Annotated in this window: 24 protein-coding genes; 8 read left to right on the forward strand and 16 right to left on the reverse strand. The window is 62.6% G+C overall.

Annotated features, from left to right (window positions below; translation table 11 throughout):
• The first annotated feature begins 35 nt into the window (after positions 1-35).
• Entirely contained in the window at positions 36-542 is a 507-nt protein-coding gene (locus NY023_RS00825; protein ID WP_013970387.1) for a disulfide bond formation protein B, read from the forward strand.
• A gap of 231 nt (positions 543-773) precedes the next feature.
• Positions 774-1,244, forward strand: a complete 471-nt coding sequence (locus tag NY023_RS00830; protein ID WP_013970388.1) for an Rsd/AlgQ family anti-sigma factor — start codon at positions 774-776, stop codon at positions 1,242-1,244.
• 9 nt (positions 1,245-1,253) lie between these two features.
• Here the strand turns inward: NY023_RS00830 and NY023_RS00835 are convergent, their stop codons facing one another.
• A complete protein-coding gene (locus NY023_RS00835) occupies positions 1,254-1,892 on the reverse strand; it encodes an FKBP-type peptidyl-prolyl cis-trans isomerase (RefSeq protein ID WP_013970389.1) in 639 nt (212 codons plus the stop codon).
• A gap of 378 nt (positions 1,893-2,270) precedes the next feature.
• Between NY023_RS00835 and NY023_RS00840 the strand changes: the two genes are divergently transcribed.
• Positions 2,271-3,290, forward strand: coding sequence for an AlgP family protein (locus NY023_RS00840; RefSeq protein ID WP_013970391.1), 1,020 nt, complete (start codon positions 2,271-2,273; stop codon positions 3,288-3,290).
• Here NY023_RS00840 and NY023_RS00845 read toward each other — a convergent pair.
• The gene (locus tag NY023_RS00845) at positions 3,266-3,748 is read right to left on the reverse strand and encodes a TIGR02444 family protein (protein ID WP_013970392.1); all 483 of its coding nucleotides are present in this window, start codon (positions 3,746-3,748) and stop codon (positions 3,266-3,268) included. The two genes, NY023_RS00840 and NY023_RS00845, sit on opposite strands and share 25 nt — an antisense overlap.
• Positions 3,749-3,798: 50 nt before the next feature.
• Between NY023_RS00845 and abc-f the strand changes: the two genes are divergently transcribed.
• Complete coding sequence (gene abc-f, locus NY023_RS00850) at positions 3,799-5,709, forward strand: ribosomal protection-like ABC-F family protein (RefSeq protein ID WP_024087976.1); 1,911 nt, start codon at positions 3,799-3,801, stop codon at positions 5,707-5,709.
• Positions 5,710-5,843: 134 nt separating this feature from the next.
• A complete protein-coding gene (locus NY023_RS00855) occupies positions 5,844-6,476 on the forward strand; it encodes a LysE family transporter (RefSeq protein ID WP_024087977.1) in 633 nt (210 codons plus the stop codon).
• 110 nt (positions 6,477-6,586) lie between these two features.
• On the opposite strand, the gene NY023_RS00860 is transcribed toward NY023_RS00855, so the two are convergent.
• The gene (locus NY023_RS00860; protein ID WP_024087978.1) at positions 6,587-7,339 is read right to left on the reverse strand and encodes a slipin family protein; all 753 of its coding nucleotides are present in this window, start codon (positions 7,337-7,339) and stop codon (positions 6,587-6,589) included.
• Positions 7,340-7,341: 2 nt separating this feature from the next.
• Positions 7,342-8,688, reverse strand: a complete 1,347-nt coding sequence (locus NY023_RS00865) for an NfeD family protein (RefSeq protein WP_013970396.1) — start codon at positions 8,686-8,688, stop codon at positions 7,342-7,344.
• Between the two features lie 99 nt (positions 8,689-8,787).
• On the opposite strand from NY023_RS00865, the gene NY023_RS00870 reads away from it, so the two are divergent.
• From NY023_RS00870 to NY023_RS00880, 3 genes are all read left to right on the forward strand, one after another.
• Positions 8,788-9,246, forward strand: a complete 459-nt coding sequence (locus NY023_RS00870; RefSeq protein ID WP_024087979.1) for an aminoacyl-tRNA deacylase — start codon at positions 8,788-8,790, stop codon at positions 9,244-9,246.
• A 61-nt stretch (positions 9,247-9,307) separates the two neighbouring features.
• Positions 9,308-9,550 carry a DUF2789 domain-containing protein gene (locus tag NY023_RS00875; protein ID WP_013970398.1) on the forward strand — a complete coding sequence of 81 codons (243 nt, stop codon included), beginning with the start codon at positions 9,308-9,310 and terminating at the stop codon, positions 9,548-9,550.
• Positions 9,551-9,619: 69 nt separating this feature from the next.
• Entirely contained in the window at positions 9,620-10,258 is a 639-nt protein-coding gene (locus NY023_RS00880; RefSeq protein ID WP_024087980.1) for a hypothetical protein, read from the forward strand.
• Between the two features lie 6 nt (positions 10,259-10,264).
• Here NY023_RS00880 and NY023_RS00885 read toward each other — a convergent pair whose 3' ends face one another.
• The 12 genes from NY023_RS00885 to NY023_RS00940 all read right to left on the reverse strand — a co-directional run bounded on the left by NY023_RS00885 (position 10,265) and on the right by NY023_RS00940 (position 24,304).
• Positions 10,265-10,702: a CBS domain-containing protein gene (locus NY023_RS00885; RefSeq protein ID WP_013970400.1), complete on the reverse strand. Its 438-nt coding sequence runs from the start codon at positions 10,700-10,702 to the stop codon at positions 10,265-10,267.
• Positions 10,703-11,560: 858 nt separating this feature from the next.
• Positions 11,561-12,358: a transposase gene (locus NY023_RS00890; protein WP_316927878.1), complete on the reverse strand. Its 798-nt coding sequence runs from the start codon at positions 12,356-12,358 to the stop codon at positions 11,561-11,563.
• Positions 12,359-12,374: 16 nt separating this feature from the next.
• Positions 12,375-13,537 (reverse strand): IS3 family transposase gene (locus tag NY023_RS00895; protein WP_085982910.1). Its coding sequence is split into 2 segments (ribosomal slippage): positions 12,375-13,282 and positions 13,282-13,537, totalling 1,164 coding nucleotides; the frame shifts between segments, so codons are not numbered across the junction.
• 498 nt (positions 13,538-14,035) lie between these two features.
• On the reverse strand, positions 14,036-15,301 hold the full coding sequence (locus NY023_RS00900) for a VWA domain-containing protein (protein WP_013970403.1): 1,266 nt from the start codon (positions 15,299-15,301) through the stop codon (positions 14,036-14,038).
• An 8-nt stretch (positions 15,302-15,309) separates the two neighbouring features.
• Positions 15,310-16,542: a hypothetical protein gene (locus NY023_RS00905; protein ID WP_013970404.1), complete on the reverse strand. Its 1,233-nt coding sequence runs from the start codon at positions 16,540-16,542 to the stop codon at positions 15,310-15,312.
• Positions 16,543-16,588: 46 nt separating this feature from the next.
• Positions 16,589-17,092 (reverse strand): hypothetical protein, encoded by a 504-nt coding sequence (locus NY023_RS00910; RefSeq protein ID WP_013970405.1) that lies wholly within the window; start codon positions 17,090-17,092, stop codon positions 16,589-16,591.
• Positions 17,093-17,105: 13 nt separating this feature from the next.
• Positions 17,106-17,840 (reverse strand): hypothetical protein, encoded by a 735-nt coding sequence (locus tag NY023_RS00915; protein WP_013970406.1) that lies wholly within the window; start codon positions 17,838-17,840, stop codon positions 17,106-17,108.
• Between the two features lie 25 nt (positions 17,841-17,865).
• The gene (locus NY023_RS00920) at positions 17,866-19,416 is read right to left on the reverse strand and encodes a formylglycine-generating enzyme family protein (RefSeq protein WP_013970407.1); all 1,551 of its coding nucleotides are present in this window, start codon (positions 19,414-19,416) and stop codon (positions 17,866-17,868) included.
• The gene (locus NY023_RS00925) at positions 19,406-20,629 is read right to left on the reverse strand and encodes an ABC transporter permease (protein WP_013970408.1); all 1,224 of its coding nucleotides are present in this window, start codon (positions 20,627-20,629) and stop codon (positions 19,406-19,408) included. The genes NY023_RS00920 and NY023_RS00925 overlap by 11 nt, the downstream gene beginning before the upstream one ends.
• Positions 20,613-21,311, reverse strand: coding sequence for an ABC transporter ATP-binding protein (locus NY023_RS00930; protein WP_013970409.1), 699 nt, complete (start codon positions 21,309-21,311; stop codon positions 20,613-20,615). The genes NY023_RS00925 and NY023_RS00930 overlap by 17 nt, the downstream gene beginning before the upstream one ends.
• A 6-nt stretch (positions 21,312-21,317) precedes the next feature.
• Positions 21,318-23,267: a vWA domain-containing protein gene (locus tag NY023_RS00935; protein ID WP_013970410.1), complete on the reverse strand. Its 1,950-nt coding sequence runs from the start codon at positions 23,265-23,267 to the stop codon at positions 21,318-21,320.
• Positions 23,264-24,304 carry a hypothetical protein gene (locus NY023_RS00940; protein WP_013970411.1) on the reverse strand — a complete coding sequence of 347 codons (1,041 nt, stop codon included), beginning with the start codon at positions 24,302-24,304 and terminating at the stop codon, positions 23,264-23,266. Before NY023_RS00940 ends, NY023_RS00935 begins: the two co-directional genes overlap by 4 nt.
• Positions 24,305-24,307: the final 3 nt, after the last annotated feature.

Consider the following 24,307-nt stretch of genomic DNA (forward strand, 5'->3'; position numbering starts at 1 on the left):
AAGCCACTTCATCACCTCCGGGACCTTCACCGCCCATGCTGCCGGCCCGTTTGCGCACCTTTTTTCTTCCTGCCTGCCTGGCCGCACTGGCGGTATTGGTCGCGTCCTTCCACCTGGAAAACGTCCTGGGGCTGGTGCCGTGCCCATTGTGTTTCAGCCAGCGGCTGCTGCTTGGCGTGTACGCCTCGCTGTGCCTGGCGGCAGTGGTGCAGGCTCCAGGAACGCTGGGCATACGCCGTTACGGAAGGGCGATGCTGGGCTGCTCGCTGGCCGGGGCATCGTTGGCGGCGCGGCATGTCTGGTTGCAGGGGGCCGAGGGTGCTAGCCATGTATGCCCGATGCCGATCTGGCGTGTGCTCGAGCAATCCTGGGGCGAGGCCGCGCGGCAACTTTTGCTCGGCGGCCCGGATTGCAACTCGCTGACCTGGAGCTTTCTCGACCTGACGCTACCTGAATGGAGCCTGCTGGCCTTCCTGCTATTGGCGGCGCTGCCCTTGAGTTATCTGCTGGCGTATCGTTTCCGCACCCTGGCAATACCTTGACCTGACGCAAGGCTTGGCCATTAGCGCGACCAATGGCGATGTAACGGGGTATTAAACACTTGTATGAACTTTGTCCGCTGCGTACCTTGATGGTCAGCACGCGCGGGAATAATCTCCCAGCACGCATACCGAAAACACAACTGCTCGATGCCGTCCTGCTGATGTCACCTTTGTGCCGCGCGGTCGTGGTGCGAGGTGCAGCGGCATCTACCCAGAAGGGAAGAGATCGCCATGCTCGATAGTTGTCAGAACGCCCAGGAACGCTGGGGTGGGGTTCACGATCTGATCGACCGTTGGCTGAAGGAGCGCCAGGAACTGGTGCAGGCTTTCCGCGCGCTGCGCGATGTGAAGCCGGCCTTCGCCGACAAGGACACCAACGGGGACTTTTGCGCGCTCCTTGTCGACTACGTTTCGGCGTGGCATTTCGAGGTCAGCGAACAATTGGTCAGTGAAGCCAAGGCATTTGGTGACACGCGAGGCCTGGAGTTGGCCACGCAGATCAATCCGCGTATTGATGAAAGCACTCAGATCGCACTGGCCTTCAATGACCATTGCGCCAAGGGCGAGTGCAAGGACACCGAACGCTTCGCCGAGAAGCTGACCAAGTTGGGTGCCCTGCTGCATGAGCGCTTCGAACTTGAAGACTGCCTGATCGAGGTGTTGCATAACGCACACAAGGAAGAGGGCGCAGTCGAAGCCTGAGGGTTGGCGTCAGTCGCCAACCGCCAGCAGTTCGATCTCGAACACCAAGGGTGTATAGGGTGCGATCAGGTCACCCGCGCCCTCGGCGCCATAGGCTTGTGCTGACGGAATCACCAGGCGCCATTTGGCGCCGGCGTGCATTTGCGGCAAGGCCACTTGCCAACCTTCAATCACCGAATCCAGGCTGAACCACTGCGGTGTCTGGTTCTGGTCGAATACCGAGCCATCCGGCAGCATGCCCACATAGCGTACCTGCACCTTGCCGCCGGCTTTCGGTTGCGCACCGGTACCTGCCTGCAGTTCGCTGTAGAGCACGCCTTGCGGTAGTTCGTGCATACCATAACGCCCGCGTTCGTTGGCCATGAAGCGTGTTTCGGCAGCCTGCAGCTTCTGCGTGGCAGCGTCGCCGTCCTGGGCGTCGTGTTGCTGCAGCACGGCCTGCATGCGGGCTTTGTCGAGCTTTAGCGGTTGCCCCTGGTAGGACTGGCGCAAGCCTTCGACCAGCGCATCCAGTTGCAGGCCTGGCATGTCCTGGCGCAGGCGCTCACCGAGGCTGGCGCCAAGGCTGTAGGCGAGGTCGTGTTCGTCGCTGTCGGCCAGGGCGATGGGCGCCAGCAGGCATAAACCTAAGACAAGATATCGAGGCATGGTTGGTTCCTGCGCCAATGAGCGTGGAAGTATGCCAGTGTTCAGTTTTCTATTGTGTGCTCGCGGTCCCTGTAGGAGCGGCCTTGTGTCGCGATGGGCCGCAGAGCGGCCCCGGCAGTATCAGCGTGATGCACAAACCCTGGGGGCGCTTCGCGCCCCTATCGCGACACAAGGCCGTTCCTGCAGGGCGCGCTGCAAGACAGATAGCTGCCAAATATCAGCAATGATTTATTCAGCAACTACACTTGCACGGAGCTGCAAGATAACAACTTTGCCCAGGCATGCAACGCGGCGTAAATATTACTGTCAACATGCCCTAGCGGCGGTAGCAGCAGAAGCATAGTATGAGCCGCAATCTCGTCAGCCAGGAGGTAAACCATGTCGGCCAAGAAGAAGCCAGTAAGTACGCCGTTACACCTGCTCCAGCAACTTTCGAGCAGCCTGCTCGAACACTTGGAAGAGGCCTGCTCGCAAGCGCTGGCTGATGCGGAAAAACTGTTGGCCAAGTTGGAAAAGCAGCGTGGCAAGGCTCAGGAAAAACTGCACAACGGTCGCCTGAAACTGCAAGACGCAGCCAAGGCCGGTAAAGCCAAGGCGCAAACCAAGGCGCAAAAAGCCATCGGCGAACTTGAAGAACTGCTCGATTCCCTCAAGGAACGTCAAACCCAGACGCGCGCTTATATTCAACAACTCAAGCGTGATGCCCAGGACAGCCTCAAGCTGGCCCAGGGTGTAGGCAAGGTTCGCGAAGCTGCCGTCAAGGCCCTTGATCTGCGTGCGGCCAAAACCACCAAGCCGGCTGCTGCCAGACTTGCTGCCAAGCCAGCTGCCAAAGCCACCGCAGCTGCAAAACCTGCGGCCAAGCCAGCTGCCAGAGCTACCGCTGCTGCAAAACCTGCAGTCAAGCCAGCTGCCAAAGCCACCGCAGCTGCAAAACCTGCGGCCAAGCCAGCTGCTAGAGCTACCGCTGCTGCGAAACCTGCAGCCAAGCCAGCAGCCAGAGCTACCGCTGCTGCGAAACCTGCAGCCAAACCAGCAGCCAAAGCTACCGCTGCTGCGAAACCCGCAGCCAAGCCAGCAGCTAAAGCTACCGCTGCTGCGAAACCTGCAGCCAAGCCAGCTGCCAAAGCCACTGCTGCTGCGAAACCTGCAGCCAAGCCAGCTGCCAAAGCCCCAGCCAAAACCGCTGCTGCGAAACCAGCTGCCGCCAAGGCGCCAGCACGTGCGACCAGAAAACCAGCTGCCAAGCCTGCAGTCAGCAAGCCAGCCGAAGCCAAACCGGCTACACCTGCTGCCAGCACCCCGGCCGCTGCGACCAACTCGGCCACCCCGGCCACCCCGGTAGCACCATCGGCACCCGCCAGCACCCCGGCTCAGGCGTCTTCTTCGGCGTCCTGAAGCGCTGCCGCCGCGACGCGCAACTGATTCAGTGCGTCGTGGTGTCGGGCCGGGTCCGGCGCCAGTCGGGCCAGCCAGTCGTCCGTGGGCTCATGGGAGCCTGCGGGCCACTGTCGCGAACGCTCCTGCAAGCGTTCCAGCAAGGCCCTCTCGGCCTGCAGTTCCAACCCCTTCAGCTGTTCACGCAACGCCGCCAGCTGCGCATCCCCCTGCGCTGCCGAGCGCCACTGTTGGCGCAGGCTGCGTAACGGGCTGACCACGTCTCGCTGCCAGGGCTCGGCAACGTCTCGCAACGCCTGTGCGCGCTCGTCCAGTACCGCCACCTCACGCGCCTGCAGCCAGGTTGCGCACAGCAGCAGGCAGACGTCGCCACCTTGCGCCTGCAGGTCCAGGCAGGCCGCTTCCACACCAGGCCTGGCATACAGGGCCAGGGCGTGATTCCACAGGTCGGTGTTCATGGTTCCACTCGCGCTATGGGTCGAGGAAGCTGGTAGACTCCGCGACCATCATGATCAGACTATCCAACCTCACTTTACAGCGTGGTCCGCAGCGCTTGCTAGAAGGCGCCGAGATGACCCTGCACGCCGGTCACAAGGCCGGCCTGATCGGCGCCAACGGCGCCGGAAAATCCAGCCTGTTCGCCTTGCTGCGCGGTGAGCTGTCGCCCGATGCCGGCGATTGCCAGCTGCCCGGTGACTGGCGCATCGCCCACATGCGCCAGGAGGTCGACACCCTCGACCGCCTGGCCGTGGACTATGTGCTCGATGGCGACGCGCGCCTGCGCAAGGTCCAGGCCGAACTGGCCGCGGCCGAGCAGGCTCACGACGGCACCGCCCTGGCGCGCCTGCACAGTGAGCTGGAAAGCGCCGACGGCTACACCGCTGACGCCCGTGCGCGCAAGTTGCTGGCCGGCCTGGGCTTCACCAACGAGCAGATGGACCGCCGCGTCGGCGACTTCTCCGGTGGCTGGCGGATGCGCCTGAACCTGGCCCAGGCACTGATGTGCCCGTCCGACCTGCTGCTGCTCGACGAGCCCACCAACCACTTGGACCTGGATGCGATCCTGTGGCTGGAGGACTGGCTCAAGGGCTACCCCGGCACGTTGTTGCTGATTTCCCACGACCGTGACTTCCTCGATGCCGTGGTCGACCATGTGCTGCACGTCGAGCAGCGCAAGCTGAACCTGTACAAGGGCGGCTACACCGCCTTCGAGCGCACCCGTGCCGAGCGCCTGGCGCAGCAGCAACAGGCCTACGAGAAGCAACAGGCCCAGCGCGCGCACATGGAAAAGTACATCGCCCGCTTCAAGGCCCAGGCCACCAAGGCCCGCCAGGCGCAGAGCCGGATCAAGGCCCTGGAGCGCATGGAAGAATTGTCGGCGGCGCATGTCGATTCGCCGTTCGACTTCGTCTTCCGCGAGTCGCAGAAAATCTCCAGCCCATTGCTGAACATGTCCGAAGGCCGCCTGGGGTATGGCGACAAGGCCATCCTCGACAAGGTCAAGCTGCAGCTCACCCCAGGTGCGCGTATTGGCCTGCTCGGTCCCAACGGTGCCGGCAAGTCGACCCTGATCAAGAACCTCGCCGGTGAACTGGAGCCGCTGTCGGGCCGCCTGGTGCGTGGCGAGAACCTAGCCGTAGGCTACTTTGCCCAGCACCAGCTGGACTCGCTGGACGACAAGGCCAGCCCGCTGCTGCACCTGCAGCGCATTGCCCCCACCGAACGCGAGCAGACCCTGCGCGACTTCCTTGGCGGCTTCGATTTCCATGGCGCTCGCTGCGACGAGCCGGTGGTGAACTTCTCCGGTGGCGAAAAGGCTCGCCTGGCGCTGGCGCTGATTGCCTGGGAGCGGCCGAACCTGCTGCTGCTCGACGAACCGACCAACCACCTCGACCTGGAAATGCGCCTGGCGCTGACCATGGCGTTGCAGGAATTTGCCGGAGCCGTGGTGGTAGTGTCTCACGACCGTCACCTGCTCAAGAGCACTACCGACGACTTCCTGTTGGTGGCCGACGGCAAGGTCGATACCTTCGATGGCGACCTCGACGATTACAGCCGCTGGCTGGTCGAGTACCGCCAGCGCAGCGCGCCGGCCAGCAGTGCTCCGGTCAACCCGGACAAGACCGACAAGAAGGCCCAGCGCCAGGCGGCCGCAGCCTTGCGCCAGCAGTTGGCACCGCACAAGAAGGCCGCCGACAAGCTGGAAACCGAGCTCAACCAGGTGCACGCGCAATTGGCCGAGATCGAAACCGCGCTGGGTGACGGTGGCCTCTATGACGCGGCGCGCAAGGACGAACTGCGTGACCTGCTGGCGCGCCAGAGCAAACTCAAGCAGCGCGAAGGTGAGCTGGAAGAAGCCTGGATGGAAGCGCTGGAAACCCTCGAAAGCATGCAGGCCGAGCTTGAGGCGTTGTCGTGAGCAAGGGTTGAGATGGTGTTGGGGGAGGACATTCTCCCCAACACAACCAATTCAAAGCGCCAAAAAAACACTGGTTATTTTTTCACCAACACCTTAGCTTAACGTTTTGCAACATATGTCGAGCGAGGTGTGTGATGTCGATGGAAGTGTGGTTGGGCTTCTTTGCCGCCTGTTGGGTGATCAGTCTTTCACCCGGCGCCGGGGCGATCGCCTCGATGTCCAGCGGCCTGCAATACGGCTTCTGGCGTGGTTACTGGAACGCCCTGGGCCTGCAACTGGGCCTGATCGTGCAGATCGCCATCATCGCCGCTGGCGTCGGTGCCATCCTGGCCGCCTCGGCCACGGCCTTCCAGGTCATCAAGTGGTTCGGCGTCGCCTATCTCGTCTACCTGGCCTACAAGCAGTGGCGCGCCCTGCCGATGGACATGACCGATGAATCCGGCGTGCGTCCGATTGGCAAACCGCTGAGCCTGGTGCTCCGTGGCTTCCTGGTCAACGTCAGCAACCCCAAGGCGTTGGTGTTCATGCTGGCGGTGCTGCCGCAGTTCATCAACCCGCATGCCCCACTGTTGCCGCAGTACGTGGCGATCACCGTGACCATGATCACTGTCGACATGCTGGTGATGGCGGGGTACACAGGCTTGGCTGCGCGGGTATTGCGTTTGCTGCGTACGCCCAAGCAGCAGAAGCGTTTGAACCGGACCTTTGCCGGGCTGTTCATCGGCGCGGCCACGTTCCTGGCTACCTTGCGCCGGGCGCCAATCTGATAGACCGCATCTCGGCCATTCGCGGGCTTGCCCGCTCCCACAGGTGATGTGCCGCCCCTGAGACCGGCGCAGTACCTGTGGGAGCGGGCGAGCCCGCGAATGGGCCAACGCTACTTCTGCTTGTCCACCAACCCCTTGAGCAAGTCCACCGGCAGCGGAAAGACGATGGTCGAGCTCTTGTCCCCGGCAATCGCCCCCAGCGTCTGCATATAGCGCAACTGCATCGCCCCCGGCTCCTTGCTCAGCATCTGCGCTGCCTGCATCAGCTTCTCCGACGCCTGCAACTCACCCTCGGCATGGATCACCTTGGCCCGCCGTTCGCGCTCGGCCTCGGCCTGGCGGGCAATGGCGCGTACCATCGATTCGTTGAGGTCGACGTGCTTGATCTCGACATTGGCCACCTTGATGCCCCAGGCATCGGTCTGCGCATCCAGCACCTGGCGGATGTCCGAGTTCAACTGCTCGCGTTCGGCCAGCAGCTCATCCAGTTCGTGCTTGCCGAGCACCGCGCGCAGCGTGGTCTGGGCCAGCTGGCTGGTCGCCACGAGGAAATCCTCGACCTGGATGATCGCTTTCTGCGGGTCGAGCACGCGGAAGTACACCACGGCATTGACCTTGACCGAGACATTGTCGCGGGTGATCACATCCTGCGGCGGCACATCCAGCACCACGGTGCGCAGGTCGACCCGCACCATTTGCTGGATCACCGGGATCAACAGGATCAGCCCCGGCCCCTTCACCTGCCAGAAGCGCCCCAGCTGGAACACCACGGCGCGTTCGTATTCGCGCAGGATGCGGAACGCCGACAGTAACAGCATCGCCAGCACCAGCAGCACGGCGCCAAAACCAAATTGCATGAACATGGTCATTCTCCTTGCGCCGCGGGCGCAGCGGCGGTCACTTCCAGCATGACGCCATGGCGCGCGGTCACCCGCACGTTCTGGCCAGCCTGCAGCGGCGTTGCGCACTGCACCTGCCATTGCTCGCCCTGGGCCAGCACAACGCCACAGAACGGGTTGCCTGCCATTACCTGGGTGACAGTGACCAGGCTGCCGACCAGGCCGGCGTCACCGCTGACCAGCGCCCGGCTGCGGGCCTTGAGGGCCATGCCCAGCACCCCTCCGATCAATAGCGCCGAAAGCAGCGCCAGGGTGCCGATCAAGGCCAGTGGGATACCGAAACCGGGGGCATCTGTGTCGATCAGGATCACCGCGCCGATCACGAAGGCGACGATGCCGCCAAAACCGATCACGCCGAAGCTGGGCACGAAGGCTTCGGCGATCATGAAGGCGATGCCGAGCAGAATCAGCGCCACACCGGCGAAACTCACCGGTAACAGTTGCAGGGCATACAGCGCCAGCAGCAGGCAGATGCCGCCGACCACGCCACCCACCGTCGAGCCGGGGTTCATGAATTCGAACAGCAGGCCGTACACGCCGATCATGATCAGGATCAGCGCCACGCTGGGGTTGGTGATCACCGCTAGCACCCGTGTGCGCCAGTCCGGCAGATGCTCGACCAGGCTGGCATTGGCGGTCTGCAACTGGCGGGGTTGACCGGCGACATCGAGCGTCTTGCCATCGAGCTTGCGCAACAGGTCGGGCAGGTCATCGGCCACGTGGTCTATCACGTTCAGCTGCAAGGCCTCGCTGGCTGACAGGCTGACCGCTTCGCGCACGGCTTTCTCGGCCCAGTCGGCATTGCGTCCGCGCAGTTGCGCCAGGCCACGGATGTAGGCCGCAGCATCGTTGACCTGTTTGCGCGCAAGGGTGTCTTCATCGCTGTCTTTGGCCTTGTCGTCCTTGGCCGCGCCTGGCGGGCCGCCGATCTGCACGGGCGTGGCGGCGCCCAGGTTGGTCCCCGGCGCCATGGCCGCGACATGGCTGGCGTAAAGGATATAGGTGCCGGCGCTGGCGGCGCGGGCCCCGCTGGGGGCGACGTAGGTGGCAACCGGCACGGGGCTGGCGAGAATCGCCTTGATCATCTGGCGCATGGCACTGTCCAGCCCGCCCGGGGTGTCCATGCGGATAACCACCAGCTGCGCCCCCTGCTCCTGGGCCTGGCCGAGACTGCGCACCAGGTAGTCGGCGCTGGCCGGGCCGATGGCGTCATCGATGCCCAGCACCCACACCGCGCCGGGCGCTGCCTGGCCGCCTGGCGTGATGCCAAGCAGCAACAGCAGCAATAGCCAGCGCCAGCAGCGGGTGAGCACCTGTCGTCACCTCGTTCGCCTCTATTTGCACAAGTTTAGCCCTGCCTGCCGATGGCAGGCCTAAAATTGGAGATTGGGGGGCGAAACCGGAGGTGCATCATGCGTATGGCAAAGACCCTGCAGGATCGCCTGGACAAGGCCAACTGCGATTACGACATCATTCCCCATCCACATTCGGCCACCAGCCTGGAGTCGGCCCGCACGGCCGGCGTGCCCGCCGAGCGGGTCGCCAAGTCGGTGATGCTCGATGACCGTCATGGCAACTACATCATGGCCGTGCTACCGGCCAACCGGCATCTGGACATGAGCAAGGTGCGTATGTCCGGCGCCTGGCAACTGACCCGTGAAAGCGGCCTGCCGAGCCTGTTCGGCGACTGCGAGCGCGGCGCCGTGCCAGCGCTTGGCGATGCCTACCAGATAAAAATGCTGCTCGACCCGAGCCTTACCCGCCAAGGTGATGTCTACCTTGAGGCGGGTGATCACGATCACCTGATCCACATGAGCATGGAGCAGTACATGAAACTGGTGCCGCACGCCGAAGTGCGCGAGCTTTGCTGATGTTTTCAAACCAATGCCAGGCGGGCGTCGTGGACGGCTTGCCTGGCTCTCAGGAGGAACCATGGAAGCGCCGATCCATCCCTTTGCAGACTTGTTCAAACAACTGGGGCTGGCTGACGATGCGGTGAGCATCGATCAGTTCATCGCCAGCCACTCGCCATTGAAGAACGACATCAAGCTGGTGGATGCGCCGTTCTGGACCGATGCCCAGCGTAGTTTCCTCAAGGACAGCATCATTGAAGATGCCGATTGGGCGGTGCCGTTCGATCAACTCAACGAAGCATTGCGCCGCCCTCGAAAATAAAGCGCCGAGCGGCACCTGACGAGTGATTGGCCGTTGCTATGCTCAGGAAAACAATAAGGGGATAGCGCGATGAAAGATCCCTACGCACCAGGTTTCTGGTGCTCCGTGACGATCCTGGGCACCCTGACGGCCAGTTACTTCTACGGCATCAGGCACACGCAACAGATGACTCAGGCGGTGCATTTCCTGTATGCAGCCGCGGCTGTCACTGTGGCGGTTGCGCTGGTGGCGCTGGCCTGGATCGCCTGGCAGCAACTGCACCTGAACAAGCGCGAAGTGGTGCAGGGGCGAACGTTGCTGGCCATCTGGAACACCAAGGTCGCGCTGCGCCGCGTCGAGACGGTGTTCGACCGCTATTTCTGGGGCAGCTACTGGCATTCGGGGCGTACCTTCGAAGAGGTCATGGGTGAGCTCAGGGGCACGCCGCTGGAGCAGAGCCTGGATGCCCTGAAGCGCCAGTGCCGGTTGCTCGACCGTGAAGTTCATGACCACCATCATCACTGGCTGGCCAATGCCCGCGACCTGTCCAGCGTGGCCCAAGCCATGGCCCGCGAACGCTACCAGCTGGATCTGGGCGAGCCAAGCAGCAGCGGCCATGGCAATACCGCCGTGCTCAACCGTGACCTGGAAGTGCTGGTGTATACCTGGTCGGCGCGCCTGCGCAGCTTCGACCATCAGCTGGACGAGCTGGAGCGCGCCTACCATTGAGGCGCTTCATTCGCCGCGGATGTATTGCTCCAGTTGCAGGATCAGGCTGGCTTGTTCGGCAATGGTTTCCTTGACCAGGTCGCCGATCGACAGCAGGCCGAGCAGCTCGCCGTTGTTGACCACCGGCAGGTGGCGCAGGTGGCGGTTGGTCATCAGGTTCATGCAGTACTCGAGGTTCTGCTTCGGCTCCACGGTGACCACCGGGGCACTCATGATTTCGCGCACCGGGGTAGCGGCGGAAGAGCGGCCCTTGAGTACCAGTTTGCGCGCATAGTCCCGTTCACTGACGATACCCACCACCTGGTTGCCCTCGACCACGGGCAGCGCACCGACGTTTTTCTCCGCCAGCAGTTTCAGGGCGTCGAGTACCGAGTCATCCGGGCCGATGGTGTACACGGTCTGGTGCTGGGACTTGGTCTTGAGGATTTGTTCGACGTTCTTCATACGGGCCTCTGCGGGTGGAAAAAGCGATTCTCTGAGTAAATAAAGCATCCGGCACGGCGCTCTGCACGGCAATGCAGGAAACGGCATGGAGTCGATTGAAAAACGTCATCGGTGGTTGCCGTGCCGGGTTCGGGCGCACGCTATCCCTGTGGGAGCGGCTTTAGCCGCGAACACCGGCACAGCCGGTGCCATGCACCGCGCTGGATTCTTCGCGGGTGAACCCGCTCCCACAGGTTCTGTGCAGGCTTTGGGCTCGCGCCATCCCTGTGGGAGCGGCTTTAGCCGCGATCACCGGCGCAGCCGGTGCCATGCACCGCGCTGGATTCTTCGCGGGCCCGCCCGCTCCCACAGGTTCTGTGCAGGCTTTGGGCTCACGCTATCCCTGTGGGAGCGGCTTTAGCCGCGAACACCGGCGCAGCCGGTGCCATGCACCACGCTGGATTCTTCGCGGGCCCTCCCGCTCCCACAGGTTCTGTGCAGGCTTTGGGCTCACGCTATCCCTATGGGAGCGGCTTTAGCCGCGAACACCGGCGCAGCCGGTGCCATGCACCGCGCTGGATTCTTCGCGGGCGAGCCCGCTCCCACAGGTGCTGTGCAGGTTTCGGGCGCACGCCATCCCTGTGGGAGCGGGCATGCCCGCGAACACCGGCGCAGCCGGTGCCATGCACCGCGCTGGATTCTTCGCGGGCGAGCTCCCACAGGTACTGTGCAGGCTTTGGGCGCACGCTATCCCTGTGGGAGCAACTGTCTTTAGAAATTTATTTTCAAGCGTGCCATTCGGGCAGGGCTTCGCTCGATACCGCGTAGCGGTGTCGCTGGCGAAGCCCGCATTTGTAGAAAATCGATCCTCGTTCGTGATCAGGGTGCGGGTACCTGAGGCTTGAGCTCTTTCCACTCCGTTCCGTCACGCAGCATTGCGTTCAGGCGCACCAGCAACACGCGCATGCACGCCACTGCGGCAACTTTTGCGCGCTTGCCTCGGGCTATCAGGGCTTCATAGCGGGTTCTAACTTCTGGGACATGCTGGATCATTGACCAGATCGACATGTAGGCCGCCTTGCGGACTCTGTAACGCCCGCCTTCGATCTTCCTCGGGCCACTCTTCTTGCCGCTGTCTTTGTTGTACGGCGCTAACCCAGCCAAGGCTGCAATTTCGCGCCCCGTCACGCTTCCCAGCTCAGGTAGGTAGGCCATGAAGGTGCCACAACTGATGACGCCAATCCCTTTCACAGACCTTAGCCGCATGGCTGTCGTGCGATCCAGCACGTTCGAGGCACGCTCAATCGCCTTGTCCAAGGCCTTAATCTGATCATTCAGGTAAGCGACATGCTCGGTATAAACGGTAATGGCCGTAGCTGAAGTGGTTTGTTTCATCCGACGCTTGTCATCATCCCGATGCTGGACAAGATTGCCACGGAGTTTGATGAGCTCTCCCAGTTCATCCCGATCTTGATTAGGCTCTATCTGCGGCAAGTCCTCGAAGTCCCTGGCAAACCGCGCCAGCATCTGGGCGTCGATCTTGTCAGTCTTGGCAATTTTGCCCATGGCACTCGCATAGTCCCGACAGCGCCTGGGGTTGACCCTGACGACGTTCAAACCCTCCAGTCGCAAGGCTTTGAATACGGCCCGTTCATAGCCACCGGTGGCTTCCAGCAAGACCCGTTTGTAGTGGTCAACTAATCCCGGACACCGGATTAAGTTTTTCCTCGGCAATCGCCGGAGGTAACCCACCGTTGAACTGATGCGGTCGCTCCCAGTTGTAGCGTTGCATCAGAAACCTGCCGATGTCCTGCTGTGCCTGCGCAGCACTCATGTAGCCCACACTTGGCACCCACTCCGTTTTCAGGCTGCGGAACAAACGCTCCATAGGCGCATTGTCCAGGCAATTACCTCTGCGGCTCATGCTTTGCTTGAAGCGGTAACGCCACAACCGCTGACGAAAAGCTCGGCTGCCATACTGGCTGCCCTGATCACTGTGAAACAGTACATTCTGCGGCCGCCCGCGGTGCTCGTACGCCATGTCCAGCGCCTTGATGACCAATTCGCTGTCCGGTTTGGGTGAAAACGCCCAGCCCACCATGCGACGTGCAAAAAGGTCGATAACTGCCGCCACATAGTGCCACTGGCCTTGAGCCCACACATACGTGATGTCGCCGCACCATACTTGATTCGGTGCCGTAACATCGAATGCGCGCTCCAGCACGTTCGGGATGTCAGGGCGCTCTACTGTGGCCTTCTTGTAGGCATGTGAACCCGGTTGCTTACTGATCAGCTTCATTTCGCGCATCAACTTGCGCACCTTGAAGCGGCCGATCTGAATGCCTTCTTGGCGCATCATGCACATGATGGTTCGACTACCTGCGGCACTACGGCTCTGTGTAAATAGCTCGTTAACCCGAACGCGCAGTGCCAGTCGCGCAACGTCCGGAGATCGCCGTTTATGGCAATGCGCGTAGTAACACGAGCGAGTGACTTCAAACACCGAGCAGAGTAATTCGACAGGCTCCTCGCGGCGGAGCTGATCAATCAACGCGAGCGCTCGTGTTCCTCGGCCATCAAGAGCGCGGTAGCCTTTTTTAAAATCGATTTCTCCCGTTCCAGCCGGTTGATCCGAGCTTCCAACTCTTGGATCTTCTGCTGCTCGGGGGTCAGCGCCTTGCTCGTTGGCGTAGCACCGCCACGTTCTGACTGGAGTTGATTCACCCAGCGGCGCAGCGCCGATTCAACCAAGTCGAGCGACCGGGCGGCTTCAGTAAGGCTATAGCCCTGGTCGAGCACCAGGCCGGCTGCCTCGCGCTTGAATTCGGGGGTGAAAGTACGTCGTTGTCTGCTCATCGAACACCTCTGTGTGGCGACCATTTTCGCCTAAAAAGGTGTCCGGGGTTAGTAGACCACTACAGTTCGACCTCAAGCTCGTTCAGGCATGCGATCAGTTGCGCAAAGCCCTCAGAGTCATTCCTGACCTGGAACTGGGGAATACTTTCAGGAAGAAAGCCCACATCCAGAGTCGCTTTCGAAACGTCGAGACCAACGAAGTAGGAAATCATCGCCAAGCCCTCTTACACTCAAGAAGTGAGAGCACTCTGACTTAGCCCTAGCTTGTGACTGCGAGTTCGCCACTCATTCAACTGTTCGGGCTTAGGTCAGAGTGGGAGGTGGATGGCGACTAGGCTCCCACTCGTGCTTTAGAGCACACCTGGCTTTCAGTCTGCCATCCACTGCTCTCACCCTTTCGAGTTTAAGAGACCTTGAAGACACAAGCGGCTTTAGCCGCGAACACCGGCACAGCCGGTGCCATGCACCGCGCTGGATGCTTCGCGGGCAAGCCCGTGTCTACAGGCAACCGCTCGCCGCCACCTCTTGGCTCGCTTCCTTGAGCGCTGCGGCAACGGCGGCGGCATCATTGGCGGTGTACACCCGCCCGCCGGTGTTGCTGGCTGCGCAGTTCGAGCCGGTGCTGGCGCTGATGTTGACCACATTGATCCGCAGTCGTGGCTGGCTTCTGGCTATTTGTTCCGACACGTTGCACACGCTGGTGCCGCAACTGTCCCGGCCATCCACGAACATCACGATCACCCCATCCCGGTCGCGCCCGTTCATCTTGCTGGCTGCCGCTTGCAGGCTGATGCCCAGGCCTGTCCCGCCCCGTGCATTCAGGTCGGCTACACGCTTGATGAGGTCGGCGCGCTGGCCTTGCCCGAAGACACCGTGATCGACCGGGCTGCGGCAACCATCGAAGGTGACCAGGCGCATGTCCACATCCTTGTCCAGGTCGCCAATCACCGAGGTCAGCGAGCTTTTGGCCACATCCATGCGGGTGAGCCGTTGTGGCTGGTTGTTGGCCAGCAGCTCATCGACGTAGGGAATGCGGGCCAGCAAGGCGATATACCAAGGGTCATCCTCCTTTTTCACCCTGATGCGCTGGTCCATGGAACCGGAGGTGTCCAGCACCACTGCAAACTCCGACGCCTGGAAGGCACCGCCTGGCGTACAGATTGCAGTCTGCGGGTAGCTTTGCCAGCGCTGGTACAGTGCCGGCCAACTGCTATATAGCCAGTAGAGCAGTAGCAACAGCAGGCCAAACAGCAACCAGGGCCACAGGCGCAGGGGGCGGCGTTCGACCATCACTGTGGTGCGCGTTTCCACGGGTTTTGGCGTTGGCGCGGGCTTTGGCTTGGCCGACGCTAGCTTTGGCGGTGGCGCGACAGGTGTCGGCTGCCCCCAGCGAATCACCAGAGGTTCCCCGTTGATGCTGTACAGGTTGGCCAGATCCGGTGGCCCGACCAGTGTGCGCAACGCCTCTGCGGCAGGTGCCTGGCCGCGCTTTTGCAGCTCGTCTGCCAACTGCCCGACAGCAGCCTGGCGCTCTTCGTAGCGTTTCAGCAGGGCTGCCTGCTGTTCTCGTCCGAGCGTGGCATACAGATGTGGTTGCCCCTCCAGCTCGGACCACCATTCCAGTATGCCGTCGCGGCCCTGCCTGGGTATTGCATACAGGTTGGCGATACCCGGTGGAAAATGCTGGCGAATCAGGGCCACCCTCTGTTCGAGGGCGTTGGCAGCATCCTGGCTGGCATCGGTGTCGCGGTTTACCCTTTGCATGGTTCTTCCTAGTCGCAATCAGCCGTGCTGGAGACTTCCTGGCTGGCATCCTTGAGGGCTGCGGCTATCTGCTCGGCGTCGTTGGCGGAATAGATTCGGCCACCCGTGTTCTCGGCGACGCAGCTGGCCAGGTTGCTGTTGCTGATGTTGATCAGGTTGACGCGCAGGCGTGGCTGCTCGCGGGCAATTCGTTGCGCCACGGCACAAACGTCCTGCTCACAACCGTCCGCGCCGTCGATGAACATCAGAATCATGCCGTCGCGGTCGCGGCCGTTCATGGTTCTGGCCGTCATGTCCAGGCTGGCTGCCAGGGCGGTGCCATCGTTGGGTACCAGTGCCTGGATACCTTCGATCAGGGCCGGGCGCTGGGCAAGCTTGAACACGCCATGGTCCAGCGGCGCACGGCAGCCATCGAAAGTCACCACACGCATGTCGACCGCCGGGTGCAGGTCGTTGATCAGGTGGGTCAGGCTGCTCTTGGCCACGTCCATGCGTATGGGGGCCTGGGTAAGTTGCGCAACACGTTGCTGATCGATGTTCGGATCATCATTGATGTGCTGGAAGAACCATTTTTCGTCTTCCGGGGTAGCGGCGACGTTGAGCAGCATCGAGCCCGAGGTATCGAGCACCACGGAAAATTCCGGCGGCTGTATCCGCGTGTCCTTCACGCAGGCGAACGGCGTTGTGTCGCGGCTGGCCAGCCAGTGCTGCAGGTGCGGCCAGCCGAACCACCAGGCCAGGGCCAGCAACAGCAGGCCAAGCAGCGGCAGCAGAAACCACGGCAGCCATATCCAGCGCCGGCGGGCCACCGGCGCAGGTGGCGGTACGGGCACCGGCGCGGGCTTGACTGGTGCCGGCTCGACCCAGCGTACGACCAGTGGTTGCCCGTTGACGCTGTACAGGTTGTCCAGGTTGGCAGGGCCGATCAGCTTGCGTAACAGGGCCGCCTCGTTGGCCTGGCCCAGCCCTTCCAGCTTGCCTACCAGTTGGCGTACTGCTTCCTGGCGTTCGTCGTACAGGCGCAGCAAGGCTGCCTGCTGCTCGGCGCCCAGGTCGTGGTAACGGTGCGGTTGACCTTGCAGGTCCGACCACCATTCGCGCAGGCCGTCCTTGCCAGTGCGTGGTGTGGCAAACAGGTGGGCAATACTTGGGGGAAAGTGCCTGACGATGATCGCCATAGCCTCTTCGAGTGCCCGCAGGTCGTCCTTGGCCGGGCTGGTGTCGCGGGTAACCCGCTGCATGTGGATATCCTGAAAAGATTCGGCAGCCGAAGCTGCCGAAAAGGTTTTACTCGTAACCCAGGCTTAGCTGAAGGCGGCTGACCTGCTGTTGCAGGTCCTTGAGTTTCTGCTTGCGAGCTTCGATCTGGGCGCTGCTGGCGTTTTGCGAGGGCGCAGCCTGGTTGGCCTTGAGCTGCTGCTCCAGGGCGGCGATCTGCTTTTGCACATCGCTCTTGTTGCCATGGCGGGCCTTGAGGGTACTCAGCAGGCCATTCAACGATTTCTCCAGGCTGGCCTGCTGGCGCTGCTGGCTTTGCAGGTCCTGGCGGGTCGAGGCCTGCAGCGCGCTCAACTGTGCGTAGACCTCGTTGAACTGGCGGTTCTGCTCTTGGGCACTCAGCAGGCTCTGCTCGCTGTTGCGTACGCCTTCGGCATAGCCTCCGCCATAGTCACAGTTGAGTTTGCCAATCAGGCTGGTGTCGCTGTCAGAGGCATTGCACTGCGAAGCAGTGGTCGCACACCCCGCAAGGCTGGCCAGCAGGGCCAGGCACAGGCAGTTACGCAGGAACATGGCGTGCTCTCCCTCAGCCCAAGGTGATAGCCGAACGCTGGTTGTAGAGGCCGTCGACCTCTTGCTGCAGCGACGCGACCTTGGTGTTCATCTTGGCGATTTCGGCTTCCACCTTCTGCACCTCGGCTGGGCTGGCGCCGCCGTCTCGTTCGAGCTTGGCCACCTGCTGGTACTCGGTAACGCGGGTTTTCATGTTGTTCAGGTCTTTGCGCATCAAGCTGATGTTCTGGTCGATGTTGGCGATGTCCTGCTGGGCCTTGGCCATGTCTATGGTCTTGGCCTTGATGCTGTTCTGGATGCTGGCAATCTGTTCTTTGTCGTCATTGATGACGCGTTGCAGGGTGTTGGTACGCTCCGCCACCTTGGCGGTTTCACCCTGTACTTCGGTGGTCATCGCGTTCAGGCGTTCAGTGGTATCGGCATACTTGGCCCGACGCTGGTCCAGGTAGTAGTTGGCGCCCATTGCCACGCCGCATGCCGCGACACCGGCGATGATCGAGCAAGCCGCCTTGTTACCCGAGTTGGACAGCATGCAGGCAAGGATACCGCCGCCAGCGGCAAGGGCGCAGGCCTGGAAGCCCGAAGTGCTGAAGAACTTCGCATCATTGCCAGTAGTCAGGCGCGGGTCGGCGGTGCCGCCGCCACCGGTCAGCGAACTGCCGGTGCTGGCGCATCCGGTGAAGGCCAGGCACGCGGCCATCAGCAAGCTGAGCCAAGGGTTGATACGGCTGGATGGGGTGGTGTTCATGTTGCAGCTCCTGGATGTCCTTGAGTCAGTGTGCGACGGTCTTGCACTTGTTCAGCCAAGCGGTGGCGTCAATTTTCTGGGTCTTCAGGAACGACACCTGGTTGGCCCAGTGGGTTTGCAGGTACGGCGACAGTTCCTTGAGGTTCTTGTTGGCCTTGAACGAGCCGTCCAGCACCGGGACCTGGGCTTCGATCAAGTCTTTGCCGTACAGCGAGCCGGACTCCACAAGGGAGCTGGCGTAGTAACGGCTGAGTTTGTGCAAGCGTTGCTCTTGCTCTTCGAGCTTGACCTTGCGCACGCCACAGGTCGGGTCCTCTTCGCCGGCCTTGCAGTTGCTGGCGTAATTTTTCTGCAGGAAGTCCAGGTACTGGCCATCGTCGAGCATCTTGGTACACAGGAAGGCACCCAGGTTGAGACTGGCGCGGATTGCCTGGTCGCGGGCTTCCTGCTGTTGCTGGTTGCTGGCGCGCAATTGGTTTTCGACCGTTTTCAGCTGGGTCTTGAGGGCTTCGTCTTCGACGTTGGAGGCAAGCTCTTCCAGCGCCTTGACGGTGCCTTTCTGTTTGCTCTCGGTGGCCGGTTGATCGCTACCCAGGTTGCTCCAGCTTTTCTCGATGCTCTTTACCCGGTCCCGCGAAGTCAGGGTGGGTGAAACCATGGCCAGGCGCAGGCCGTTGGTTTTCTTGGCCACGGCGCCTTCGGCGTTGTAATACGGCTCTTCCTGGCGCAGCGAGGTGCGCAGGTCGCCCTCACTGGTCAGGTAGTTGCCACCACGCACCACGTAGCCGCCAGCCTGGCCATGCTGGCGGTCGAGCTTGTTCAGGCGGAACGGCTCGAACATCATCTCGCTGGCATTGCCGAGCATGTCGTGCAGGCCCAGCGGGTTCGGCTTGAGCAGGCCGCTCAGCTGCAACTGGCCGTTGGCGGACTGGGCACCGGCGAACCATTCGTAGGCATTCAGGCCTTCGGGCATGGGGTAGCGGCCATCGCGGAATTCGGCTGTGCTGACTTGCAAGCCACCGCGCGCGGCGAACTCCCATTCCACCTCGGTCGGCAAGCGCAGGAACCCCTGGGCGCCATCTTCGCGGGGCAGCTTGTCTGGCGCATTGGCGCGCAACCAGCGGTTGTACTTGTCGGCGGCCTGCAGGGCATCCAGCCAGGAAACCGACACAATCGGCAGGCGTTGCTTGTTGGCGGCGGTCGGGCAGGTCTCGTCCATCAACGCCTTGTATTGCAACTGGCTCATCTCGTACTTGGCCAGCAGGTAATAGCGCGACTTCTCGCCTTTGGCGCTGGTGAAGCTACCGGCAATGAAGGCGGGTCGGGTCTGCTCGACATAGCCCCATTCGGCGCTGTCCTGGCCGATGTTGATCGGGTAGTCGTCCAGCGGCCCGGCCACCGGGATCATCACCTTGCGAAACACCATGGCTCCGTCGCAGGGCATGGGCAGCACCACGTCGTCGGCATCAGGCATCGGGTTGTAGTACTTCTCGTCCCAGCTTGCCGCTGCTGCCTGTAGGGCGAAGCCGAGACCGAGTGGCGCCAGAAGCAGGCGGCTATAGGCTTTAGAGTTCACGCAGGCTCTCCGCAGGTTGTATCCGTATGGCACGCAAGGCGCCGATCAGGGCGACCAGGCCGGCGACCAGGAAGGCCAGCAGCAGGGCGACCAGGCCATGCCAGACGGTGATGTGACAGATGAAGGCGCCGGTTGCCTGGCTGCTGACCAGTAGCCGGTCGAACAGCAGGCTGCCCAGGTAGTAGCTGCCAAGCCCGCCCAGGTAGCCTGCCAGGCTCAGCACCAGCGCTTGCAGTACCACGTAGGCGGACACTGCGGCACTGCTGAAGCCCAGCAGGCGCAGCACTGCCAGGTGGCGGCGCTTGCGGTCGATGTTGGCCAGGAAGGCGCCGACCAGCGAGGCGATGCAGCCAATCAGTGCGGCCCCGGCAATAACGCCGAAAATAAGCCCCAGCACGTGGTTGATCGCTTTGACGTTGTCGATCTCTGCCAAGCGGCTGGTGGTCTCGATACGCTGTTCATTGAGCCAGTGCTCCAGCGGCGCCACGCTGTCGATGTCTCGCGCATAGACCCGCGCCCGGGCGTAACCGACTTTCAAGGCGTCCAGGGCCTGGCCGCTGCTGGCCCCCAGGCTGGTGACCAGGTAGCCATCGCGGTAGTGCTCCAGCTCCATCAGCAGCTCGGGGCTGACGAAAGCAGCCGGCCGGGCGAAGCGCACCGAACCGACGATGGCGCGTACCTGCAGGGCACGCTCGCCACGCTCGTTGACCTCGTTCAGGCGCCGGGCGACGCGCAAGCGCAGGGTGTCCCCAACCTTGGCGTCAAGGCGCTCGGCGGCCCGTTCGCTGAGGATCAGCTGGTTGGGCGCCAGCTCGCTCAGGTCTGTCGCCAGCAACGGGTCGCCGGCTCGGGTAGGAATGACTTCGACATTGTCGGCAAAGCGGCCATGTGCCCCGAGCAGGTCGGCCTGGGTGTTCAGGGAGCGGGTCTGGCCAATGGCGAAGCCTACCTCCGGGCGTGCCTGCAGGCGCTGCAACCAAGCCTGGTCGTAGTGCCCACTGCTGAGCATCTTGACTTCGAGGTTGCGCGGGTCGCTGAGCAGTTCCTGCTGCAACTGGCTGACCACTCCGTGCTTGAGGCCGAACAGCAGCAGCAGGGGCGCGATGACGGCCACCAGCGAGGCCGCCATGCACAGGGAAACGTTGCGGTCGTGCCACAGGTCGGCCAGGGACAACCTGACCAGTAGCAGCAGGCGTTTATGCCACGGGTTCAAAGCGTGTTTCCCCTTGACCGTTGATGGCGCCCAGCCGTGGCAGGCCGAAGCGTTCGACCAGCGCCCAGTCGTGTGACACGACCAAGGCACTCAGCCCCAGCTCGGCCACCAGATTCAGCAGCAGCTCGAACAGCCGCTCGGCGTTGTGTGGGTCCAGTGCGGCGGTTGGCTCGTCGGCCAACAGCACCTTTGGCTCGTGGGCGATGGCGCGCACGCAGGCCACCCGCTGGCGCTCGCCAATGGACAGCGCCTGGGGCAGCTTGCTCAGCAGCGGTGCCAGGCGCAGTGCTTCGACGGCCTTGTCCACCGCTGCGCTGGCAGGTGCCAGGCCGAGCAGGCGGCGCGGCAGCAGAATGTTGTCACGCACACTGAGGAAGGGCAGCAGCCCACCGTTCTGCAGCACGAAGCCAAGTTCGCGTGAGCGCAATGCCGCCAGCGCCGGCTGCTGGTCGGTGGCCAGCAGGCTGGCCACATCCTGGCGTTGCGGGCCAAGCCGGTAATGCGTCAGTTGTTCAGGCTTGAGCAGCAGGCCGATGGCTTCCAGCAGGGTGCTCTTGCCGCAGCCGCTTTCGCCGGTAATGGCGCGAATCTCGCCGGCCTGCAGGCACAGCGCGTCCAGCCGTATCCGGTGAGCCTGCGATCCTTCGCCTCGAACAACCCGTAATCCCTTGATCTCGAGCATGTGGGGTCAGGGCATCATTTCCAGTGGTACCGGGTAGACGTTGTCACGGCTGTCACTGCCCGGAGCCAGAGCGACCCAGCGGTCGACGTCAGCGTTGTAGCGCTGGTAATGGCGAAGCTTGGTGCTCAGGCTTCGGATGAATTTCTCCTGGGCCAGGCCGTCCCAGCCTTTCCAGGTTTCTTCGTCGAGGTTCAGCACTTCGCTCTGGTAGGGCAGGTCTTGCAGGTATTCGCCCAGTACGCCCAGGTCAGCCACACGGGTGCTCGAGCCCTGCTTCAGCTGGTTCGGGTCGGCGCCCATGGTCGCTGCAACCGAGCGCAGGCGGGTGAACATTTCGTCAGGCGAAATCATGCCTTCGTTGGCCGCATCGAGGATCTGCTTGAGCACATCGCTCAGGTCGCTGAGCTGGGCCTTGGTCAGCAAGACGCGCACATCGGTGGTCGGCACATTCTGCTTGATCAGGTCGCGGTCGCTGATCCAGGCCTGGAACACCGGCGGCACCTGGCTGCCGGTGGCCTTGCCAAGGTAGGCCAGCTGCATGGCGTGGCCAATCAGCGCGGCATCTTCGAGCATTTTCTTCTCGGCGGGGTCGGCCTTGGCGTTGGTGGCGCTGCCAATGGCGGCCTCGCCCATGTAGGCGGCTCGCACTTGCTGGGTGATGGCCGCAGCCAGCCCGTCGACCTTGCGCCCAAAGGCTTGCACATCACCGGCATTGACCGGGTAGTACAGCGAGGTATTGGTACCCGGGTAGTTCGACAGCGTGCGGTACTGTGCCTCGGCGCTACTGTGGTTCTTCGCCCCGCTCGGGGTTTTCAGGTGCAGGGTATACAGCGCAACGCCCGGGTTGCTGGCTTCGATCCTGACCTGCTCGGCGCCAAGGCCGGTGCTGGACAGCTTGTCACCCCCGTCGATGGCTCCGGCATCGGTGATCAGCACCACATAGCGTGCGCCGAACTGGCTCCAGTCGATCTGGTCCACGGCCGACATCACGCCGGCGTAGGCATCTTCGTTGAACTCACTGCTGGAGACCTTGGCCTGCTTGAGGTCGGCAACCTTGGCCATGAAGTCGGCACCGTCCTTCACCGTGTTGGGGTCGGCGTACATCTTGCTGACGTACTCCAGGCCCGGTACGGCCTTGGTGCTGGAACGGTAGGCCACCAGGCCGAACTTGACCTGTTTGCCGAGGTTTTCCTTTTCGATCTGCGCATACACGCGCTTGATCGCCTCACGGGTGCGGTCGATGTACGGGTCCATCGAGATGGTCGAGTCGATGACGAACACCACCGCGGCACTGAACGCCTTCAACTGCTGGTTGGCAGCGGCCTGGCTGGGTGCAGGCGAAGCCGCTGCGGCGCTATCGGCCTTGCTGACCGAAGCCACGTTGAGGATGCGGGTACGGAAGCCTTCTTCCGTCATCACTTCTTCGCCGCTGAGCACTGGCAGCAGGTAAAAGTTCTTTTGCAGGTCGACGAAGTACTCGGGCTCTTCGGCCAGTACCCCTGGCGCCTCGGTGCCATGCTTGAGCTTGGCGCGTAGCGGCGCCACATGGCTGACCGGGTCGGGGGCATTGAGGATGCCTTCGAGCTGGTTACGTTCCTTGAAGAACATCAGCCGGTCGCGGTTGGCCGGGTTGGTGAAGGCCAGGGTCAGTTGCATTTTCCATTCGACGGTGCAGTCCGCAGGCAGCCAGCCGATGCTCTTGCCCTGGGTGTCGGGCCCCACCCGCAGCCACTCGCGGGCGTCGGCCTGGGCACGTTCATACACATAGAAGCGGCTGAAAGTCGGCTGCGCGGCACCAGGGGCGGCACCGGCGCTATCGCTGAGCTTGCAGCCAGGGGTGGTCAGCACGCGTTGGAACAGGGTTTTCTTGCCATCCTGCAGCAGGGGCTTCTCGGCTGCCTGCAGGGCAGGGCTGAGCGACAAGGCCAGCAATGCGGCGCCAATACGCAGCTTCATGGCTTGAGCTCCTCATAGCGCTGCTTGGCTTCGGCGTTGTTCTCATCGAAGCTGAGGATGGTCTCGTACCAGGAGGCTGCCGTGGCGCTTTCCGGGGCCTTGAAGCAGTTGCTTGGCTGGTGGTACTTGGGATCGTATTCGTGGGCGTAGGCCGTGGCGATCTGGATGTCACCGGCATTGGCACGGTTGGCATACAGGCGCTGGGCCACGTCGCACTGGTCGTTGGCCTTGGCCAGGTTGATCACCTCAAGCAGCGCGGCGCTGTCTGGCTTGCTCTGGATGCAAGACTGCAGGAATGCCAGCGATGTCTGGCCTTTCATGCTTTCCAGCGAGCATGGTTTGGCCGTTTCGGTTTGGGCGACGGGCTGGTCTTCAGGCGGTACGGGTGCAGGTGCTTCGGCGGCGTTGCGATTGAACCACCACCAGCCGCCCCCGGCGGCAAGCGCCAGCAGGATCAGGATCAACAGGGGCAGCAGCCACTTGTTGCCTTGTTTGGCCGCCACCGTCGGCGGCGCAGCGACTGGCGCTGGCTGAGGGGCTGGCGCGGGCTCGGGCTCGGGGTCTGCAGCCACTGCAGGAGCAGGCTCCGGCGTGCTCGCCGCCGGTGGCTCGATAACCACCGACGCGCTCGGCAACGGTGCCGGTGGCGGCGACTTCTCCAGCGCCGGCCCCGACTCGACGGAGGCCACGATGGCATTGTTGATGCGCACCATGCCCAGGTCGCTGTGCCCGGTCTGCGGGTTGCTGACCTCGATGCGGAACGTAGCGGTGCCGCTGGCCTGCAACAACGGGTTGATCAGGTTGGGGCCGATCCGCGTCTCGATGGCTGGCGCGCCTGCAACGGCAATCAGGTTATCCAGGCGGAACCAGTGGGCGACGTTGCCCCAGTGCCCGCCTTCATGCAGGAACTCATGGGACTGGCTGCTTTGCAGGGAGCATTGCAGCCCTTCGCTGGCGCCCTCCCAGCCGGTGATCCGCAGCAGGCCCTGGCCCGGCGTGTTCACTTCCAGTGGCAGCACATCAACTCTGATACCCATTGC

The organism is Pseudomonas sp. NBB (genome assembly GCF_032701105.1).
Taxonomy (GTDB): domain Bacteria; phylum Pseudomonadota; class Gammaproteobacteria; order Pseudomonadales; family Pseudomonadaceae; genus Aquipseudomonas; species Aquipseudomonas asiatica.

Excerpts from the sequence above, each read along its gene's own strand:
- NY023_RS00840 (WP_013970391.1), top strand. The coding sequence starts at position 2,271 with ATGTCGGCCAAGAAGAAGCCAGTAAGTACGCCGTTACACCTGCTCCAG.
- NY023_RS00880 (WP_024087980.1), top strand. The coding sequence starts at position 9,620 with ATGAAAGATCCCTACGCACCAGGTTTCTGGTGCTCCGTGACGATCCTG.
- NY023_RS00825 (WP_013970387.1), top strand. The coding sequence starts at position 36 with ATGCTGCCGGCCCGTTTGCGCACCTTTTTTCTTCCTGCCTGCCTGGCC.
- abc-f (WP_024087976.1), top strand. The coding sequence starts at position 3,799 with ATGATCAGACTATCCAACCTCACTTTACAGCGTGGTCCGCAGCGCTTG.
- NY023_RS00935 (WP_013970410.1), bottom strand. The coding sequence starts at position 23,267 with ATGAAGCTGCGTATTGGCGCCGCATTGCTGGCCTTGTCGCTCAGCCCT.
- NY023_RS00905 (WP_013970404.1), bottom strand. The coding sequence starts at position 16,542 with ATGCAGCGGGTTACCCGCGACACCAGCCCGGCCAAGGACGACCTGCGG.
- NY023_RS00910 (WP_013970405.1), bottom strand. The coding sequence starts at position 17,092 with ATGTTCCTGCGTAACTGCCTGTGCCTGGCCCTGCTGGCCAGCCTTGCG.
- NY023_RS00875 (WP_013970398.1), top strand. The coding sequence starts at position 9,308 with ATGGAAGCGCCGATCCATCCCTTTGCAGACTTGTTCAAACAACTGGGG.
- NY023_RS00830 (WP_013970388.1), top strand. The coding sequence starts at position 774 with ATGCTCGATAGTTGTCAGAACGCCCAGGAACGCTGGGGTGGGGTTCAC.
- NY023_RS00855 (WP_024087977.1), top strand. The coding sequence starts at position 5,844 with ATGTCGATGGAAGTGTGGTTGGGCTTCTTTGCCGCCTGTTGGGTGATC.
- NY023_RS00845 (WP_013970392.1), bottom strand. The coding sequence starts at position 3,748 with ATGAACACCGACCTGTGGAATCACGCCCTGGCCCTGTATGCCAGGCCT.
- NY023_RS00915 (WP_013970406.1), bottom strand. The coding sequence starts at position 17,840 with ATGAACACCACCCCATCCAGCCGTATCAACCCTTGGCTCAGCTTGCTG.
- NY023_RS00860 (WP_024087978.1), bottom strand. The coding sequence starts at position 7,339 with ATGTTCATGCAATTTGGTTTTGGCGCCGTGCTGCTGGTGCTGGCGATG.
- NY023_RS00885 (WP_013970400.1), bottom strand. The coding sequence starts at position 10,702 with ATGAAGAACGTCGAACAAATCCTCAAGACCAAGTCCCAGCACCAGACC.
- NY023_RS00870 (WP_024087979.1), top strand. The coding sequence starts at position 8,788 with ATGCGTATGGCAAAGACCCTGCAGGATCGCCTGGACAAGGCCAACTGC.
- NY023_RS00930 (WP_013970409.1), bottom strand. The coding sequence starts at position 21,311 with ATGCTCGAGATCAAGGGATTACGGGTTGTTCGAGGCGAAGGATCGCAG.
- NY023_RS00940 (WP_013970411.1), bottom strand. The coding sequence starts at position 24,304 with ATGGGTATCAGAGTTGATGTGCTGCCACTGGAAGTGAACACGCCGGGC.
- NY023_RS00835 (WP_013970389.1), bottom strand. The coding sequence starts at position 1,892 with ATGCCTCGATATCTTGTCTTAGGTTTATGCCTGCTGGCGCCCATCGCC.
- NY023_RS00900 (WP_013970403.1), bottom strand. The coding sequence starts at position 15,301 with ATGCAAAGGGTAAACCGCGACACCGATGCCAGCCAGGATGCTGCCAAC.